An 18597-nucleotide genomic window follows, 5' to 3' on the forward strand; every position below is an offset into this window, starting at 1 on the left:
TATCCGCAGCGCAAACGATTCAGGTCAAAGGCCGCCTCCGGAACCGCGGCGCAGACGTTAAAGAACCGTGCATCCCGTGTCGTAAACGGGAGCACGGGGAACGGCGCGATGATCACGCATGAAGCGTGACGCGCAGCCGAAAACAAAGTAAGCGCAGCAGGGGAACATCGTGAATCGTCAACAGTCGTGGACACGCACAGCGGCGCCCGGCGAAGTCATCTATTCGGAAGGTTTCGGGGGAGAGGCGGTCATCTATCTGATCGCGGACGGCAAGGTCGAACTGTCGACCCGTTGCGACGAGAAGAAGGTCGTCGTCGCGACACTGGGAAGGGGCGAGTTCTTCGGCGAGAGCGCGTTGCTCGCGGCCGAGCCGCGCGGCAACACCGCGAAGGCGCTCTCGTTCTGCCAGCTGACCGTCGTGCCGGCGGAGATGCTGGACGAGGAAATCGGGCGCGTGTCGGCGCTGCTTCGCCATATCGTGCGCACGATGATCCGCCGCGTGAAGCGCAAGGACGACCAGCTCGCGACCTACACGCACGCGGATTTCCTGCCCGGCGTGCTGTCCTATGCGCACGTGCTTGCGCTGATGGCGGGCGGGGAGCGCCGCGGCGGCGACGACGCGTGGGCGCGCCGGCCGATGCAGTCGTATGCCGAGCAGGCGTCGGTGCCGCTCGCCGACGTGATCCGGAAATGCCGCGCGATCGCCGGGCATTCGCGTCCGCACGTGATGGCGATGCTCAAGCGCATGGAGAAGCTCAATCTCGTCACGATCGAAGCCGCGCAGGCGGAGCAGCTGAGCGGCGGGTCCGCCGATTACGCGGCGTCCGCCGACGCGCGCCAGGTCGTGACCTTCGACGCCGCCCGCATCACCGACCGCGCGCAGCAGGTCGCGGATCACGAGCTCGACCTGTCGATCAGCAGCGAACTCGAGCTGATCGAGCTCGCCGATCTCGAATCGCTGATCGGCGTCGAGAAGAAGCTGCTGCTCAACAAGCTGTCTCACGGCGAGATCGCGGACGAAGTGTTCGCGTTCCGCAAGTCGAAGGTGCTCAATTACGTCGAGCAGAAGGGCGTCGCGTACTTTACGCGCCGCAACGTCCGGCGCGGCGGCGAGCTCAACGCGCTGGAGGACCTGGCCTGGGTCGATCAGCGCACGCTGTTCGAGGTCGTCAGCGCGTTCGATACGTACGACCTCGCGAAGCTGCTCGCGAGCGCGGACGATCAGGCGGTGGTCGACCGCTTGTTCTCGGTGATGACCGAGACGCGGCGCAACGAGGTGTCGTGGGTCATGCGCCGCGACATCAAGATCGACCCGGTCGAAGTCGCCGATATCGAGCAGCGCCTGCTGGATGCCGTGCGCGCGCTCAAGGCGCCGGCCGCCGTCGCGGCGACCCTGCCCGATCAGGCGGCGTGAGCGCCGGCCGGAGAGAGCCATGGATCTGTTGACGCTGTTCGGCGTGGTGTTCGGTGGCGCGGCCATCGTATTCGGCTTTTCGCTCGAGGGCGGGCATTTCGCGACGCTGTTCCAGTTCGAGGCGTTCGTCATCGTGCTCGGCGGCACGCTCGGCGCGGTGATGATCCAGAACACGTGGGCGCGCTTCTTCGATGCGGTGAAGCAGCTGCGGCTCGCGTTCGTGCAGGCGCGGCAGGTCGATCGGCAGAGCCTGACGGACCTGCTGGAGTGGGGCGACCGCGCGAAGCTGAACGGCCTGCTCGCGTTCGAATCGATGGACGTCAGCGGGATTCATCCGTTCGCGCGGCGCGGCCTCGAACTGCTGGCGAACGGGGTGTCGACCGCGGTGCTCGAAGACGCGTTGCAGCGCGAGCTCGATGCCTACGAACGCAGCCACGTGGCGGCGGCGCGCGTCTGGCAGCAGGCGGGCGGCTATGCGCCGACGTTCGGCATCCTCGGCTCGGTGATGGGGCTGATCCAGGTGACGAGCCATATTCTCGAACCCGCGCAGCTCGGGCCGGGGATCGCGGTGGCGTTCGTCGCGACGCTGTACGGGCTGGCGCTCGCGAACCTCGTGTTCCTGCCGCTGTACGGCAAGCTGCGCGCGCAGGTGGACAGCGAGCTGCGGTTTCGCAAGCTCTATCTCGACGGGCTGCTGGCGATCTCGCGCAAGGAGTCGCCGCATACGATCGAGACGCGCCTGACCGGCGACATTCGCGGCCGCGCGGCCGAGTCGCTCGCGTGACGAAAACGGATTCAAGCCATGTACGCGCAATCCGGTAGCAAGCGCCGCGCGGCCGACGCCGACGATCACGACGGGGACGGCGGCGAAGGCGCGCAGTCCGGCCGCTGGCTGATCTCCTACGCGGACCTCGTCACCACGCTGATGGTGCTGTTTCTCGCGCTGTATGCGCTGCAGCTCGCGAAGTACAGCGCGCTCGACGTGCGGTTCCAGGCGCTGGCGCGGCAGGCGGCCGGGAAGACGAATGCGTCGGCGCACGCCGACGCCGCGCAGGCGTGGTCCGCGCTGCTGAAGTCGCTGAAGGAGCAGGGGCAGGTGACCGTGGTGAATGCCGCGCACGGCGTTGAAATCGGCATCAACGCGAAGATCCTGTTCAACGTCGGCGACGCGCGGCTGCTGCCGGATGCGTCCGGCGTGCTGACGCGGATCGCGGGCGTGCTGAAGACCCATCCGGCGACCAACATCCTCGTCGAGGGCCATACGGACAGCGTGCCGATCTCGACCGCGAAGTATGAATCCAACTGGGAATTGTCGTCGGCGCGGGCGGGGGCCGTCGTGCGGTATCTGGTCGAGCGCGGCGTCGAGCCGCATCGGCTCGCCGCGATCGGCCGCGCGGACAACCTGCCGCTGGTGGCCGGGGACGACGCGGCGGCGCGGGCGATGAATCGACGGGTGACGATACTCGTGCAGTATTGACGGCGCGCTCAATAGCCCGACAGCGGCTTCCACTGATCGGCGGCCTTCACCTCGATGGCCGGCACCGGCACGGGCGTCATCACGAGCAGCTCCGTCGGGCGCACCGACCAGACGACCGCGAGCAGCGTCGAGTTGTCGAGCGACGTCCCGTTCAGGTAGAGGCTCATTCCCTTGACGTTGACGCCGGCGCCCATCACGCCCCATTCGGCTTTCTGCAGACCGGTCGTCGTGAGGCGATAAAAGAAGTCGTAGTGGTCGTAGGCCGTTTGCGTGTCCGTGCCGGTGCTGAAGAACCACCCGTTCTCCTTGTTTTTGTAGAGACACCAGCTTTGCGCCTGTTGCGCGAGCGTGCCGGCCTGAACGAGCGTGACGAGGTTCTTTCTTGCATCGGCGAGCGTTCGTGCCTGCCAGGGCGTGAAGCCGCCCGCCTTCCTGACGTCCGCGGGCGTACGGCCCGGCTTGCCTGCGTGCGCGTTGTCTTCGCCGCGATAAACGAATTGCATGATTCCCCTCCGGGTTGATGTCGACACGAGCAAGATATCGACGGCAGGCCCGGCGGGAAATGGACCGAAGGTGTGATGCGGCGTCATGGGCTTGACGGCATGGGGGCTTTGCCCGGGCCGTCGCGGGATTACGCCCGCGGCGGAATGCGCCGCCAGGTGACCACGACGATCGCCAGAAACGCGACGTAGGCAACCGCGAACATCCAGCCCGGCAGGTCGTAAAAGATCAGCGCGCGCACCCAGTGCTGCAGGAAGCCTTGCTGGCCGGCCTGTCCGGTGCGCAGCCAGTCCTCCATGACGGTGAGCGGGCAGGGCACGTCGAGCGCCGCCAGCGCCGCGACGATGCCGATGGCCGCAAGATGCACGATCCGGAACGTGCGGTTGCGCACCCACGCGCGCTTGAATCCGGCGCCCACCCAGATCGCGACCAGCCCGCCGACGATGAACAGCACGAGCATCGCATGCAGCACCAGAACCGCATTGGCCAGCCAGATCATGAGGTCCTTGTCGGGGAGGGGTGATGGAAGCCGATGATGGCGCTCGCGTCCCGGCGCGCCGCGCGTCATCGGGCCTGCTGGCGTATGCTTGAGCGGCGGCGCGACGGCATCCATGACGCAATTTCGCACAGCGTAGCGGAAAGGATTGGAGCGAATTGCGAATTCGCCGGCGGATGACGGATGGATCAGGCATCAATGCGATGAAACTCACCGGAACCCTCCTGCGTCTCGCTGTTGCGTGTCTGATCGTCTTTGCGGGAGTCGTGCTGATGCAGGATCGCCTGATCTATTTCCCGGAGAAAGCCGCCATCGACGACGTCGTGTCCGACGGACTGCGCGCGTGGCCGTCGGCGGAGGATTTTCGCGGACTGGTGGCCGAGCCGGCGGGAACCGCGCGTGGCACGGTCGTGGTCTTTCATGGCAACGCCGGGCATGCGGGGCACCGTTCGTACTACGCCGCTGCGCTCACTCGAATGGGATGGCGCGTGATCCTTGCCGAGTATCCGGGCTATGGGCCGCGCGACGGCGCGCCACGCGAAGCGACGCTGGTCGCCGACGCGCAGCAGACGATCGCGATGGCGCATCGCCTCTACGGCGCGCCGCTGCTGGGCGTCGGCGAATCGCTCGGGGCCGGCGTGGTTGCCGCGGCGGGCTCGCGCGAACGCGACAGCATCGCCGGCCTGATGCTCATCACGCCGTGGGATACGCTCGAGCACGTCGCGGCGCATCACTATCCGTGGGCGCCCGTGAAGTGGCTGCTGCGCGACCGGTATGACAGCGTCGCCCATTTGGCGTCGTTCGGCCGTCCCGTGCTGGTCGTGGTGGCGGAGCGCGACAGCATCGTCCCCGCGCGTTTCGGCGAGGCGCTCTACGACGCGCTCGCCGATCCGAAGCAACTGATCGTCGTGAAGTCGGCCGAGCATAACGACTGGATCGGCCTGGTCGACGATACGTGGTGGCGAGATGCGATCGGCTTGCTGATCGCGCCTGCGCATTGAACGATGACCTCCCGATCCGTTCCGCCCAATGGGCGACGCCTTTACATCCTCGATGCGAAGGACACGCCGGTCGAAGTGTTCGACCACGATGCGTGGTCGCGCTGGATGTCCGAGAATGAGCTCGTCTTCCGTCGCACCGTGCTGGACGAATCCGGGGTGACGGTCACGACTCGCTTCCGAGGGGTGTCGGACGCGACGAGCGGGGAGGCGCTGCTGTTCGTGACGCGCGTCGCCGGCATGGCGGATGCGCAGGACAATCAGGGCTATGCGGCAAGTACGCTCGACGATGCGCTGGAGCAGCACGAGCGCCTGTTGCAGGATATCTTCCGGAAACTGACGGGGCGGTGAACGTCGACAATCGCGCATCCATCGCCAGACTGTCCGCTTTCTCAAGGCAATATGCTTATGACCAAAGCTTCAGGGATGCACCGCGAGCGCATGAACGCAGTGATACGAAAACTCAATGACAGGGAGTTTCTGCCGCTCCGCTTGTATCGCCGGGATGCGCGCATGTACCCGCTGTCGAGCTCGGTCAATCACATCATTGGCTGCTGGCTGAGTGAAAATTCCGAGCCGATCCGGCTATTGATCGGCCGATGCAGGCAGTTCATGGAGGACACGCCGACCTCTGAGCCTGGTGCGCGGGCATATTACGCGGCCGTCAATGAACTCATTGACGCACTCGATTCGATCGCATGACCGATCGGCCCGCCCGCCGTCGCACCCAGGATGTGCCGCCGTCCGCCGTCAGTTGCCACCCGCATTGGCCGCGCCTGACCGATACCGCAGCAGATGATCGGTGCCCGACTCCGACAGCCAGACCTCTCCCGGGCGGCCCATCATCTGCCGCACGTTCGCATGCGCGCGCGGCAGCGTCAGGACGTCGAACCGTTCGGCGCGCGGGTCGAAGCGCACGAGCGCGTTGGCGCTCCATTCGCTGAGCCAGACGATGTCCCGGTCGTCGACGAAGATCGCGTACGCATGCGGTTCGCGCCCGGGCAGCGGCCATTCGCGCCATCGATGCGTCGCCGGGTCGAACATGCCGACCTTGCCGGCATGCCACTCGCTCACCCACACGCGCCCCTTCGAATCCGACCAGACGCGGCGCGCGCCCTGATTCGGCGTCGGCGGCGCGATGACCTGCGCCGCGCCGCTGGCGGGATCGATGCGGCCGAGATAGTTGCCGGCCAGCGATGCGAAGTACAGGCTGCCGTCGGGCGTTACGCAGATGCCGTAGGGGCCGCGCCCGCGCGGCGCATCGAAGACGCGCATCCTGGCGCTCGCCGGGTCGAGCTCGCCGTACACGCCGCTCTGCCCGGTAAACCACAGATGCCCATGCTTGTCGAAGACCGCGGTGTTCAGATTGGCGTCCGGCCGGTCCTTCGGCAACGGAAAGCGCGTGACGGCAAGCGTCTCCGGATCGACGCGCACGATCGCGTTCAGGCCGCCGTCGGTGATCCATGCGGCCCGATCGGGACCGACGATCACGCCGTGCGGCGCCGAGCCGTCGCCGAGCGGCACCCAATCGGTCTTGCCGCCGCGCGGGTCCAGCCGTCCGACCGAGCCTTGCGCCTGCGCGGTGAACCATACGCTGCCGTCGGGCGCCGGGGCGACGTCGTGCGGTGCGGTGCCGGCGGGAACGGCGTACGAATCGAACGACGTCGGCTGCGCGTGCGATGAACCCGCGGCGAGCACCGCGCTTGCCAGCGCTGCGACGAAACACGACGCGAGCCGTGATGCTGGAACGAGGTTCATCGCAGCCGCGAGGTTTCCTTTTGCGATTTCCAGCATGTCCGCCTCCCTGTGCTGCGATGCGTGTCAACGCGCGTAGACGGCTTCATTGGAAAACTTGCTACGTTTTCCGAATGAATCTGTGCAAACGACGGAAGCGCCTCAGTCGGAAAATGTTCCGTGACGCCCCTCGCCGGCGCTGAAGCGCGCGGCGCCGGCCACGCCCTCCGCGAACACGACCGGCGCGCCCCGGGCGCCCTCCTGACGCAGCGCGTCCGCCAGCGGCAAATCCCATTGATCGTATGCGGAGCGCCGGTCCGCGAGCAGGCACTGGCGTGGGAATTGCGCGATCTGCTGCGCGAGGCGCGTCGCATGCGCCAGCCCGTCACCTTTCGGGGCAACATAGTTGGCGAGTCCCATGCGCCTGGCTTCCGACGCGTCGACGGGGCGTCCGGTCAGGATCATGTCCATCGCGTGCCCCATGCCGACGATGCGCGGCAGTCTGACCGTCCCGCCGTCGATCAGCGGCACGCCCCAGCGCCGGCAGAACACGCCGAAGATCGCGTCTTCCTCGACAACGCGGATATCGGCCAGCAGCGCGAGCTCCAGCCCGCCTGCGACCGCGTAGCCGGATACGGCCGCGATCAGCGGCTTCGACAAGGCCATGCGGGTCGGTCCCATCGGACCGGGGCCGTCTCCCGAATCGTCGACCCGGTTGCGCAACGCGGGATCGCTGGCCGCCTTCAGGTCGGCGCCGGCACAGAAGTTGCCCCCGGCGCCCGTCAGGATCGCGACCCCGAGTGCGTCGTCGGCCTCGAACCGTTCAAACGCGTCGCTGAGTTGCCGGGCGGTCGGGCCGTCGACGGCGTTGCGCCGCTCCGGCCGGTTGAGGGTGATCGTGCAGACTGCGCCATCCGTCGCGTAAATAACGTCGTCCATTGTTTCCCCCGGGAAAGCAGGCATGCGCATCGCGGTTGCGGCGTGCCTGCTGGTATCGAGCGAGATCCATGCGCGCTTCATTGTGACGCAACGGCGGGGGCCATGCTTGGCGTGGCTGGGGGATCGGCTTTTTACGTCAGCGATGGCGAGCAGGGCTGGCGAGGGTAAACACCGGCTGCGCCGCACGTGACGACATCGTTCGATGGAGTGTAGTGATGCGCGCGGAATTGGTTGTCAACGACAGCGGCGCGTGTTGGCGCCTGACGCCGTTTCCGGTTTGCAGGCGCCTCGCTTGTTCATCGGGAGTGCACCCATGCGCGGATTTCGTCGAAGCTGGCTCGCCATGGGCCTGTGCGCCGCCGCGCTGTCCTTCGCTTGCGGCACGTCATACGGCCAGCAGGTCGTCAGGATCGGCGTGTCCAGCCCGCTTACCGGCGTCAGCGCTTCCAACGGCAAGGACCTCGAGAACGGCGTCCGCCTGGCGGTCGAGGAAGCGAACGCGCAGCACATCAAGCTCGGCGGGCAGGACGTGCGTTTCGAGCTCGATCCGGTCGACGACCAGGGCGATCCGCGCATCGGCGTGCAGGTCGCGCAGAAGCTGGTCGACGACGGCGTCGCCGCGGTCGTCGGCTACTACAACTCCGGCGTCGCGCTGCCGTCCGCGCCGATCTTCGCGAAGGCCGGCATCCCGCTGATCGACCCGGCGGCGACGAATCCGGCCATCACGCGCCAGGGCCTGAAGACGGTGTTCCGCATCATCGCGACCGACGCGCAGAATTCCGGTGTTGCCGGCACCTATGCGGTAACCGTCACGAAGGCACAGCGCATTGCGGTGATGGACGACCGGACCGCGTTCGGCCAGGGTGCGGTGGAGGAGTTCAGGAAGGCGGTCCTGGCCGCCGGCGGCCGCATCGTCGCGACCGAATTCACGAACGACAAGGCCGTCGAGTTCAATGCGCAGCTCACCAACATCAAGGCGGCGAACGCGGACCTGCTGTACTTCGGCGGCCTGGACAACCAGGCGGCGCTCATCGTCAAGCGGATGCGCCAACTCGGGATGCGCGTCCGGTTCGTCGGCAGCGGCGGCATCGCGGACAGCATCTTCATCAACGTGGCCGGCTCGGCGGCCGAAGGCGCGATGGCGTGGGAATACGGGCGGCCGATCGACACGCTGCCGCAAGGCCAGGCGTTCGCGCGCAAGTTCAGGAAGCGCTTCGGCGTGGACATGCTCACGTACGCCCCGTTCGCATACGACTGTGTGTGGGTGGTCGTCCATGCAATGCAGCAGGCGAATTCGGCGAAGCCGGCCGAGTACCTGCCGGCGCTGCGCGCCACGCGCTACGAAGGCATCACGGGGAAGATCGCGTTCGACGCCAACGGCGATCTCGAGCATCCGACGTCGACGCTTTATCAGGTGAAGGGCGGACGCTGGGTGCCGGTAACAACGATCGGCGCCGAGTGAGCGCCCCGAGTTTTGCTGCAAGGGGACCCGGCGCATAATGACCGGATGCCGGCGCTCGGCAGGAGAAGGGTGGCATGCACTGCGCAAACTGCGGATTCGAGAACCTCCCCGGGGCCAGATTCTGCGAAGCATGCGGCGCCGGGCTGTCGCGCGCGTGCCCGCGCTGCGGCCACGAGGCGAGCCCTTCCGCCCGCTTCTGCAATGCGTGCGGCGCGCCGCTGGCCGATGCGCCCGATGGGCGCGACGCGCCGTCGCCGCGTCCGAGCCCGGAAGCCGGGCCGTCTCCGGCGCCGGTCCATTACACGCCGCACCATCTTGCGGAGCGCATCCGCGCCGAACAGGCGGCGATGGAAGCGCGCGGCGAAACCGCCGGCGAGCGCAAGACCGTCACCGCGCTGTTCGCGGACATGGCCGGCTCCACCGCATTGATCCACGATCTCGACCCGGAAGAAGCGCATCGGCTGATCGAACCGGTCGTCGCGTTGATGATGGAAGCCGTCCACTACTACGAAGGCTACGTCGCGAAATCGCTCGGCGACGGCATCCTCGCGCTGTTCGGCGCGCCGATCGCCCATGAAGACCATCCGCAACGCGCGCTGTTCGCGGCGCTGCGGATGCAGCAGGCGATGCGCAGCCACGGCGACCGCATTCGTCTGGAGAGCGGCATTCCGCTGCAGATTCGCGTCGGCGTGCATACCGGCGAAGTCGTCGTGCGCTCGATCCGCACCGACGACCTGCACACCGATTACGATCCGGTCGGGCACACGATCCACATCGCATCGCGCATGGAAGGCATCGCGACGCCGTCGTCGGTCCTCGTCAGCGAGTCGACCCACAAGCTGGCCGAAGGCTATTTCGAGTTCAAGGCGCTGGGCGCCACCCGGGTCAAAGGCATTCCCGAGCCGCTGTCGGTGTACGAGGTGCTGGGTCTCGGCGCGCTGCGCACGCGGCTGCAACTGGCCGCGCACCGGGGCCTCGCCAGGTTCGTGGGCCGCGAGGCGGAACTGGCGCACCTGAACCGGTCGCTGGACGAGGTGAGGGCGGGCCGCGGGCAGATCGTCGGCGTGCGCGGCGAGGCCGGCGTCGGCAAATCGCGGCTGTTCCACGAATTCAAGGAGCGCACGCGGCGCGGCTGCCTGCTGCTCGAGACTTTCTCGGTGTCGCACGGCAAGGCCTTCGCGTACCTGCCGCTGATCGAGCTGCTGAAGAACTATTTCCAGATCACCGCGCAGGACGACGAACGGCGCTGCCGCGAAAAAGTGATGGGCAAGGTGCTGACGCTCGAACGCAACTTCGAGGATCTCGTGCCCTATCTGCTCTACCTGCTCGGCATCGGCGAGCCGGGCGCGGCGCTGGCGGAGATGGATCCGCGCATCCGCCGCGAGCGCACCTTCGACGCGATCACGCAGCTGCTGGCGCGCGAGAGCCGCGACCAGCCGGTCGAGTTGCTGTTCGAGGACCTGCAATGGCTGGACCGCGAGACGGAGGCGTTCCTCGCGCACCTGAGCGAACGCGTGCCGGCTACCCGCATCCTGCTGCTCGTGAACTACCGGCCGGAGTACCAGCCGGCGTGGACGCACGCGACCCATGGCAGCCAGTTGCGGCTCGAGCCGCTGGGCTCGACCGAGGCCCGGGGGCTGCTCGCGGCGCTGCTCGGCGACGATCCCACCCTCGCGCCGCTGGAGCAGCTGATCCTGGAGAAGACGGAAGGCAATCCGTTCTTCATGGAAGAGGTCGTGCAGACGCTCGCCGAGGAGCAATCGCTGCTCGGCGATCCGGGCCGCTACCGGCTCGGGCGGACGCCGGCCGCGCTGCATATTCCGACCACCGTGCAGGGTGTGCTTGCCGCCCGTATCGACCGGCTCCCGGTCGCCGAAAAGGAGCTGCTGCAGACGCTCGCGGTGATCGGCAAGGAGTTTCCGTACAGCCTGATCCGGCGCATTTGCGACGGCCGCGTCGCCTATGCCGACGACGCGCTGCGCGAGCTGCTCGCTCATCTCGAAGCGGCGGAATTCATCTACGAGCGGCCGGCGTTTCCGGAGGTCGAGTATTCGTTCAAGCACGCGCTGACGCAGGAAGTCGCCGGCCATTCGCTGCTCACGCAGCGGCGCAGCGCGCTGCACGAGCGCACCGCGCAGGCGATCGAGGCGCTGTTCCCGACCCGCATCACGGACTACTGCAGCGAGCTCGCGCATCACTACAGCCTGAGCGGCAATATCCCGAAGGCCGTCGAGTATCTGCACCAGGCCGCGCAACAGGCGCTGCGCCACGCGGCCCATCCGGATGCGATGCAGCACCTCGGCGCGGCGCTGGAACTGCTCGAACGCCTGCCCGACACGCCTGCGCGCGCGCATCGGGAGCTGACCTTGCTGCTCGCGCTGGGGCCGGCCCTGATGGACGTGCGCGGCTACGGCGCACCGGAGGTGGCCGCGACCTATACGCGCGCGCTGGCGTTGTGCGAGCAGACGGGCGACACGTCGCAGCGCTTCGCGGCGCAGCTCGGTCTGAGGATCCACCACCTGACGCGCGCGGAGTACGCGACCGCTCGCGAACTGGGCAAGCAGATGCTCGACGTGGCGCGGCAGGCGGCGGACCCGGCCTTGCTGATGGAGGCGCATGGCGCACTGGGCGCGTGCCTGTTCCTGCAGGGGAATCTGGACACCGCGCGCACCCATCAGGAACAGGCGCTGGCGATCTACGATCCCGAGCAGCACCAGGCCCATGTCTTCGCGCACGGCGTGGACCCCGGCATCCGGGCGCTGAACTTCCTGACGCTGACCTTGTGGCTGCAGGGCTACCCGGATAGGGCGCTCAAGCGCAGCCTGGAGGCGCTCGCCCTCGCGCAGAAGCTCGCGTACGGCCCGACCCTCGCGTTCACGCTCGCTTATGCGGCGGAATTGCATCAGCTGCGGCGTGAGTCGTCGCTGGCCCGCGAGCATGCGGACGCGCTCATCGCACTCGCGACCGAGCACGGCTTGCCGTACTGGCTCGCATGGGGAACGATTTTCCGGGGCTGGTCGCTGACCGAAAGGGACAGCCTGCAGGCGGGGATCGCGCAGATGAGCGAGGGGCTCGCCGCCGACCGCGCCGCCGGCGGCGAGGATCAGCGCTCGTACTTCCTGGCCTTGCTTGCCGACAGCCACCGGCGCGCCGGCGACCGGGAAACCGGCCTGCGGATGATCGACGACGCGCTGGCGATCGTGGAGCGGGCCGAGGAGCGCTGCTTCGAGGCGGAGCTGCATCGGCTCAAGGGGATCATGCTGCTCGGCGAGCCGAGCGGCGGCGACGACGCAGCCGAAGCGTGTTTCCGCCGCGCGCTCGCGGTGGCGCGCAAGCAAGGCGCCCGCTCGCTGGCATTGCGCGCCGCGTCGAGCCTGGCCCGACTGTGGCAGCGCGCGGGCCGGACCGACGAGGCCCGGCAAGTGCTGTCCGAGGTCTACGGCGGGTTCACCGAGGGGTTCGACACCGCCGATTTGCGAGAGGCCAAGGCGTTGCTGGAGGCGCTTGGCTCCGTTCAGGCGAACCGGTGACGCCGCGCGCCGGCTTCTCCGGCTGCCGCGAGACTCACTCGGCGCTGTCCCCCCGGTTCTTGTGCTGCGCCGCGAGCCGCTCCTGCTGGGCGGACGGCACGGGATCGTAGTGGCTCAGCTGGATGCTGTAGCTGCCATGCCCGCCCGCCAGCGCATTCAGGCGCGACTGGTACTCGTTGAGCTCGGCAAGCGGCACCTTTCCCGCGACGACCATCGCGTGGCCGCCGGCCGTGCGCGTGCCGTGCACCTGTCCGCGCCGCGCGGACAAGTCGCCGATGATGTCGCCCATCGCCGCTTCCGGCGTCATCACCTCGATGTCGACGATCGGTTCGAGCACCATCGGCTGCGCTTTCAGCACCGCGTCGATGAAGGCCTTGCGCCCGGCGGTGACGAACGCCACTTCCTTCGAGTCGACCGGATGGCTCTTGCCGTCGAACACGGTGACGCGCACGTCCTGCATCGGGAAGCCGGCCAGCGGCCCGCTGTCGATCACCTGCAGGATGCCTTTCTCCACCGCCGGGATGAACTGCGTGGGAATGGCGCCGCCCTTGACGACGTCGACGAACTCGAACCCGGCGCCGCGCGGCAACGGCTCCACGCGCAGCATGACTTCGCCGAACTGGCCGGCGCCGCCGGTCTGCTTCTTGTGGCGGTAGTGGCCTTCCGCCTTGCCGCCGATGGTTTCGCGCCACGCGATGGTCGGCGGCCGCGTCACGACATCCAGCTTGTATTGGTCGGTGAGGCGCTCCAGCATGAAGCGCAGGTGCAGCTCGCCGAGCCCGCGCACGACGGTCTCGTTGGCGCCGACGGGGTGCCCGATCATCAGGCACGGGTCTTCGGCCGCGAGCTTTTGCAGCACCTCCCACAGACGCTGTTCGTTGCCGCGGCGCGCCGGTTCGATCGCAAGGCCGTAGATCGGCGTGGGGAAATCGAGCGGCGTGAGGTGCACGTTGCCGTCTTCGGGGGCGTCGTGCAGCACGTCGTCGAAGCCGATGTCGTCGGCTTTGGTCACCGCGCAGATATTGCCGGGGCCCGCCCGCAGCACATCCGTGTGCTCCTTGCCGTGCAGCATCAGCAGCCGCGCGACCTTGAACGGCTGGCGCCCGTTGCCGATGTAGAGCTGGCTGTCGCGCGCGACCGTGCCCTGGTGGATGCGGAACACGGCCATCTTGCCGATGTAGGGATCCATCACGATCTTGAACACGTGCGCGAGCACGTGCTTGTCGGCGACGGGCTCCGCATGCACGGTTTTCAGCTGTCCGTCGACTTCGCGATAGAAGAGCGGCGGATTGCCTTCGGTGACGTTGGGCAGCAGGCGCACGAACACGTCGAGCAACTGCGCGATGCCCGCGCCGGTGGCCGCCGACGTGAAGCAGACCGGCACCAGGTGGCCCTCGCGCAACGCGCGCTCGAACGGCTCGTGCAGCTGTTCCGGACGGATCGCTTCGCCCTGTTCCAGATACAGCTCCATCAACGCGGGATCCAGTTCGATCACCTGATCGACGAGCGCGTTGTGCGCCGCTTCCACCGAATGGAAGTCGGCCTCGCCCGCGGGGTTGAAGAAGCAGTCCACCACTTCGCTGCCGCCTCGCGCGGGCAGGTTGATGGGCAGGCAGGTCTTGCCGAACAGCTCCTGGATCTCCGCCAGCAGCCCAGGCAGGTCGACCTTTTCTCCGTCGATGCCGTTCACGACGATCATCCGGCAGAGCTTGCGCTGCTGTGCGTACGCCATCATCCGGCGGGCGGTCATTTCGATGCCGGTGCGGGCGTTGATCACGATCGCCGCCGTCTCGACGGCCGGCAGCGCGCTGATCGACAGGCCGGCGAAGTCGGGATAGCCCGGCGTATCGAGCAGATAGATGCGGGTGTCCTGATAGTGGAGCTGGGCGACGGCGGAACTGAGCGAGTGGTGGTATTTGCGTTCGAGCGGGTCGAAATCGCACAGGGCGGTGCCGTTGTTCACGCTGCCGGGCGCATGAAGCGCGCCGCCCTGGTGCAGCAGCGCCTCGGCAAGCGATGTCTTTCCGCATCCGGCATGCCCGACCAGAGCGACGGTGCGGATGGCTTCGGGAAGGTAGTCCATGACCGCAATCGTCCAGTAGTGGATGTGCGGCCATTATTCGCGAAAATCAGGTGGTCTGCCAGTTGCGGCAAGCGAGCAGGCGCGCGGCGCGATGTCGGATTTGCGTTCGTTGCGGCGCAATATTCCGCTGGTTTCCGAACGTGCTTCGGACCCCGGATCAGTCTTCCGGCATTCATGCTGCCGTGCGCCAGGCTCCGGAATGCGCGCGTTATCGCACCGCAGCGCCGATGGATGTGTGCTAGCTTGAAAGCGTCGATCGTTCATCGATCGTTCCGCAAGGAGGGACGCGAGATGTCAGTCATTGCTCCAGACGAAAGGGCCGATTTCGTCGCGGTCTTGCATCGCCATCACCTCGGCGAGTCCGACTTCACGCTTCAGGAAACCGGTGCGCCGGAGATCGTGGACGAGGTCTATCCGTTGGAGGGTTACGTGACCGTCGTGTGCTGCTCGACGCACAAGGAGAAGGGATACAGGATCGGGCACGGCACGGCGTGGACCGCGGAATTCGACAGGGATCTGACGCGGGGAGCGTTTGGGTGAAGTGATGCTGGCGGGGCGCGATCCGGGCGCGGGCGGGGCGTATTCGTGCGCGCCCGGACCATCGGGGCGGTTATACCCGCGCTTACGAGGAGCGCAGCACGTTCGGGCGACGTTTGTTCCGGATGCGTTCCGCCACACGGGCTGCCCGATGGCTCAGTTCATAGAATGCCAACATGCTGGCCATCATCGCGAAAGCGACGCCACTTGCGTCCCAGCGCAGCCCGAGACTGAACGCCGCTGCCTGGGTCGCGGCCATGCCGGTGGTCATGGCGAGCAACATCGCCGCAATCTCGATCCGGGCCAGGGCCTTGGCTGCAACGCGCAGGTTGTCGAGCCGAATCACGTCGAGGTGGCCAGCGTGGTGCAGGAGTACCACACCCAGCATCGCGGACGTCGACATCGGGAGCCAACGCAGATGCAGCGTCAGCGTATGCCACACGACGCCCGTATCGAGCGCGCCGCCGCACACATCGAGGATCGTATCGATGGGCGTGCGTATCGAATCGAGCGTCAATCCGGCGCCGATAGCGGCAATACACAAGCGCATCGACCGGCGGGCGCACCGGCCGGGCGGCCCGCTTCCGTGCAGATATCCCGCGATGGCGCATGCAATCGCACCGCCGACATTCCAGATCCAGCTGGAATACGAGCCATGCAACCGGGTCGGCAAATCGCAGGCGACATACCCAAGGAGTGCGAACGACATCGTGTCGCGCAGCCGCGCGGACAGTAAAGCGACGGCGATACGCCCGACCGCGCGGATCGCATCCGGCATGTTGAACTGTCGCCCGGCCCGGTCCGCTGGCGGAACGGTCGGAGGCGCCATGGCCGTTCAGGCGGGATCGTTCAGGACCGCATACCAGGAGCACACCACGCCGGCCGGCGAGACGCCGCCGTTGCCGCTCGCGTGCGGGACGGCGCGCACGATCGAGCCGGTCAGCGCCGGACGCTGGTCGACGCCGTTCGGCCAGGGCGCACTCAGGTATCCGACGTAGTCGTATACCCACTCCTCGCCGCTGACGACGCCCTGCCCCTGGAAGCGCACGGTCCAGGGATCGCCGTAGCCGATTGAGCCGCTGAGCTGCAGTTGCCACCCCGGTCCGAATATGCGTCCCCTGAGAACGCCCATCGGCGCCGGCTCGATTTCGATATTGGCGCGGCCGAATTCAAGGTCATTGAACGGCGTCGCCAGGTCAGGATCGTTCAGCAGGCTTCGATAGGTCCACAAGCCGACCAGACTGCCGGTTTCAGGTGCGTAGCTCATGCCAGTTTCTCCCGGTCACATCCACTGCGCTTAAATTTCCCGCCGAACCGGCGCCGGGCAGATGGCGCCGGTTCATCGCCTGACGCGGCTAGCGGACCTCGACCCGGAACCGTTGCTGACCCGGTTTGGGCGCTGCGGCGGCAAAGGATTGTCCCTGGCCGAATACATCGTCACGGGTATGGACCTCGACCTCGTAGCTGGCATCCTTCACCGACGCTTCCTTGAACTGGTGCAGCGGGAAGAACGCCTTCACTTCGAGATGGGTCTGGCAGTTGGCGCAATACTGGACGCTCCAGCGGCTCAGGACGGCTTCCGTGCCGAGGAGGTACCGCTTGCCGTCCAGGACGACATGGGCGGCCACCAGGAACGACCCGCGGATCGGCGCACGGTTGATCCCGGATACGCGAAGAACCTTGCTGCTGTTGCCGGCCGGCACGGCCGCCGCCAGTTGGCGTTTCGGCAGGTCTTCCAGCGAGCCGGGGCCGTAGGTGTAGCCCAACTGTTCCTCGATGTTGATGCAGTCGAGCGATGTGTAGGCGCGTTGCTTGCCGTTTTCGCTTTTCTTGAACGGATCGAGCGGCGATTCCAGCGTCAGCCACGAGTTGGGTACCGTTCCCGGTGTCGGCCCCTGGCTGTCCACGGAGTTGGTTCCGGGATACTCGGCAATGACGTCGAGGTGCTGGGTGAAGCCGTGACGCTTCTGCCACAGCCAGAACACGCGGTCCACGAAGCAATGGTGGAAATAGAAGATCGGGTCGAGGCCCGCCGTATCGTTTTCGCCCATGTCGCCGTTGGCGCCCTTGATCGGCGAGTCATGGCCGGCGTTCGGGCCAGTCGGCACGTCGTACCCGCCGACGGCAAGATGAATGTGGTTGTGCGGTTTTTCGAGCGAAACGATCTTTGTTTCCCCGCTGGCAAGATCGTCATTCCACTGTGTCTCGGACGTGGTATTGGAAAACACCGTGTAGTTGGGAGCATCCAGGCACGCCTCGTATTGGCCCTTCACGTTGTTCGAAATCAACTTGCCGTCCACGATGATTGCGGACGTGAGCCAGTTCACGACGTTCCGGTCGAGCAGTTCCACGTTTTCCTGATAGTTCGGGAATTGGGCGTTGTGTCGCTCCGTGGCGGCCCGGTCTTCCGGAGAGCCGACTAGCCCCGACAACGGATAGCGAACCGTTTCGTAGTCGACGGGCTTGCCGTAGTTGGGATTGTCGCCGTTGATGTTGTCGGTGATGCCCTTGTTGAAAACGAAGGAACGCAGCGGGTTGGGAATCGTTTGTCCGTCGAGCTCGACGTCCTTCTTGGTCAGCGCCCACGGAACGCCGTTCTTGATCGACTCGTCGCTGGTTTCGTCCCAGTAGGGCAACATGACCTGTTCGCAGCCCGGGATGCTCCGCAAAGCCTCTTCCAGCCTCAGCAGGTAAACGCGATGCCAGGTCGGAAACAGCACGTTGCGATGATTGCAATAGCCGCCCCAGTAAGAGGGCGATCCCCAGCCTGCGCCCCGGAAAGGCTCACCGTGGAAGCCGCCGATCATGAAGAACGAGTTCGGATCGTCAGGCGGGAGTTCCTTGATGCCTTTCCACGCTCGCATCAGGTCCTCGAGCGGCTTCTTGTTGCCGCTCAGGTACTCGGCCTGCAGCGATTCGATCGACCGGCGGACCCGGACTCCAGTTGCGCTTTTCATGACTCGGCCTCTCTCTCTTTTGTAAGCAGCGTTGCGGTATGACTGCCAGGTTCTGAACGTGTGCGGTCGACGCGGCGGACAATCGGAGCTCACGTCCAATCAGATTCGTTTTGTCTCCATGTGGGCAGGCATTTTGAAATGCATCGCCCGGCAGGGCATAGGCAGGCCCCGGCGGTTTTGCGACCACCTCCATGAGTAACGCGGACGTGCGCGACGGCGCCACGCGCCCTCGGGAAAAAGGCGCGACGCATTCGAATCGCGGGAAAGGCCGCGGCGGATCGGCACTCATTCGCCACGCGCAATTACAGTAGTAAGGTCTCCGTCATATCCCGTAGCGTCTATTCATGTTTTTGATATGGATAAATAAAGCAAACGGAATTTGTTTCCGCAAGAAAAATATGGGTCTTGCGGTGCGGAGAAATTGCGGGGTGACGTGATGCGCAGATTGCTCGATTTATCGAAATGATTC

General features: G+C 66.4%; 17 protein-coding genes. 9 read left to right on the forward strand and 8 right to left on the reverse strand.

All coding sequences use genetic code 11. The features are described 5' to 3' along the window. The first annotated feature begins 169 nt into the window (after positions 1-169). The 3 genes from B7P44_RS21475 to B7P44_RS21485 are packed head-to-tail and all read left to right on the forward strand — an operon-like array spanning position 170 to position 2891. Positions 170-1414 carry a cyclic nucleotide-binding domain-containing protein gene (locus B7P44_RS21475; protein ID WP_084908035.1) on the forward strand — a complete coding sequence of 415 codons (1245 nt, stop codon included), beginning with the start codon at positions 170-172 and terminating at the stop codon, positions 1412-1414. 19 nt (positions 1415-1433) lie between these two features. Further along, positions 1434-2198 (forward strand): flagellar motor protein, encoded by a 765-nt coding sequence (locus B7P44_RS21480; RefSeq protein ID WP_084908036.1) that lies wholly within the window; start codon positions 1434-1436, stop codon positions 2196-2198. Positions 2199-2216: 18 nt separating this feature from the next. Continuing rightward, on the forward strand, positions 2217-2891 hold the full coding sequence (locus B7P44_RS21485) for an OmpA/MotB family protein (protein WP_084908037.1): 675 nt from the start codon (positions 2217-2219) through the stop codon (positions 2889-2891). 8 nt (positions 2892-2899) lie between these two features. On the opposite strand, the gene B7P44_RS21490 is transcribed toward B7P44_RS21485, so the two are convergent. Together B7P44_RS21490 and B7P44_RS21495 are read right to left on the reverse strand one after the other, a co-directional pair. Beyond that, positions 2900-3394, reverse strand: a complete 495-nt coding sequence (locus B7P44_RS21490) for a hypothetical protein (protein WP_084908038.1) — start codon at positions 3392-3394, stop codon at positions 2900-2902. Between the two features lie 128 nt (positions 3395-3522). Further along, positions 3523-3891: a DUF2784 domain-containing protein gene (locus B7P44_RS21495; RefSeq protein ID WP_084909948.1), complete on the reverse strand. Its 369-nt coding sequence runs from the start codon at positions 3889-3891 to the stop codon at positions 3523-3525. A gap of 200 nt (positions 3892-4091) precedes the next feature. Here B7P44_RS21495 and B7P44_RS21500 point away from each other — a divergent pair, with 200 nt between their 5' ends. From B7P44_RS21500 to B7P44_RS21510, 3 genes are read left to right on the forward strand one after another with little or no spacing between them, the layout of a single operon-like run. Next, positions 4092-4889 carry an alpha/beta hydrolase gene (locus B7P44_RS21500; RefSeq protein ID WP_084908039.1) on the forward strand — a complete coding sequence of 266 codons (798 nt, stop codon included), beginning with the start codon at positions 4092-4094 and terminating at the stop codon, positions 4887-4889. A 3-nt stretch (positions 4890-4892) separates the two neighbouring features. Continuing rightward, positions 4893-5237: a hypothetical protein gene (locus B7P44_RS21505; protein WP_084908040.1), complete on the forward strand. Its 345-nt coding sequence runs from the start codon at positions 4893-4895 to the stop codon at positions 5235-5237. Between the two features lie 57 nt (positions 5238-5294). Next, entirely contained in the window at positions 5295-5588 is a 294-nt protein-coding gene (locus B7P44_RS21510; protein WP_133117875.1) for a hypothetical protein, read from the forward strand. A 48-nt stretch (positions 5589-5636) separates the two neighbouring features. Here B7P44_RS21510 and B7P44_RS21515 read toward each other — a convergent pair whose 3' ends face one another. Both B7P44_RS21515 and B7P44_RS21520 read right to left on the reverse strand, forming a co-directional pair. Next, positions 5637-6644 carry a Vgb family protein gene (locus B7P44_RS21515; RefSeq protein WP_231716839.1) on the reverse strand — a complete coding sequence of 336 codons (1008 nt, stop codon included), beginning with the start codon at positions 6642-6644 and terminating at the stop codon, positions 5637-5639. A 138-nt stretch (positions 6645-6782) separates the two neighbouring features. After that, the gene (locus tag B7P44_RS21520; protein ID WP_084908043.1) at positions 6783-7559 is read right to left on the reverse strand and encodes a crotonase/enoyl-CoA hydratase family protein; all 777 of its coding nucleotides are present in this window, start codon (positions 7557-7559) and stop codon (positions 6783-6785) included. Positions 7560-7902: 343 nt separating this feature from the next. Between B7P44_RS21520 and B7P44_RS21525 the strand changes: the two genes are divergently transcribed. Together B7P44_RS21525 and B7P44_RS21530 are read left to right on the forward strand one after the other, a co-directional pair. Beyond that, positions 7903-9021 (forward strand): branched-chain amino acid ABC transporter substrate-binding protein, encoded by a 1119-nt coding sequence (locus tag B7P44_RS21525; protein WP_088511504.1) that lies wholly within the window; start codon positions 7903-7905, stop codon positions 9019-9021. A 74-nt stretch (positions 9022-9095) separates the two neighbouring features. Further along, positions 9096-12551, forward strand: a complete 3456-nt coding sequence (locus B7P44_RS21530) for an adenylate/guanylate cyclase domain-containing protein (protein ID WP_084908045.1) — start codon at positions 9096-9098, stop codon at positions 12549-12551. Positions 12552-12585: 34 nt separating this feature from the next. Here B7P44_RS21530 and fusA read toward each other — a convergent pair whose 3' ends face one another. Further along, positions 12586-14634: an elongation factor G gene (gene fusA, locus B7P44_RS21535; RefSeq protein WP_084908046.1), complete on the reverse strand. Its 2049-nt coding sequence runs from the start codon at positions 14632-14634 to the stop codon at positions 12586-12588. A gap of 291 nt (positions 14635-14925) precedes the next feature. Between fusA and B7P44_RS21540 the strand changes: the two genes are divergently transcribed. Beyond that, the gene (locus B7P44_RS21540; RefSeq protein ID WP_084908047.1) at positions 14926-15174 is read left to right on the forward strand and encodes a hypothetical protein; all 249 of its coding nucleotides are present in this window, start codon (positions 14926-14928) and stop codon (positions 15172-15174) included. Between the two features lie 82 nt (positions 15175-15256). Here the strand turns inward: B7P44_RS21540 and B7P44_RS21545 are convergent, their stop codons facing one another. The 3 genes from B7P44_RS21545 to B7P44_RS21555 form a co-directional block, all read right to left on the reverse strand. Continuing rightward, on the reverse strand, positions 15257-15949 hold the full coding sequence (locus B7P44_RS21545) for a hypothetical protein (protein ID WP_084908048.1): 693 nt from the start codon (positions 15947-15949) through the stop codon (positions 15257-15259). Between the two features lie 57 nt (positions 15950-16006). Beyond that, entirely contained in the window at positions 16007-16438 is a 432-nt protein-coding gene (locus B7P44_RS21550) for a hypothetical protein (protein ID WP_084908049.1), read from the reverse strand. An 88-nt stretch (positions 16439-16526) separates the two neighbouring features. Continuing rightward, a complete protein-coding gene (locus tag B7P44_RS21555) occupies positions 16527-18128 on the reverse strand; it encodes a tyrosinase family protein (protein WP_084908050.1) in 1602 nt (533 codons plus the stop codon). Positions 18129-18597: the final 469 nt, after the last annotated feature.

It is taken from the genome of Burkholderia ubonensis subsp. mesacidophila, assembly GCF_002097715.1.
GTDB classification, from domain to species: Bacteria; Pseudomonadota; Gammaproteobacteria; order Burkholderiales; family Burkholderiaceae; genus Burkholderia; species Burkholderia mesacidophila.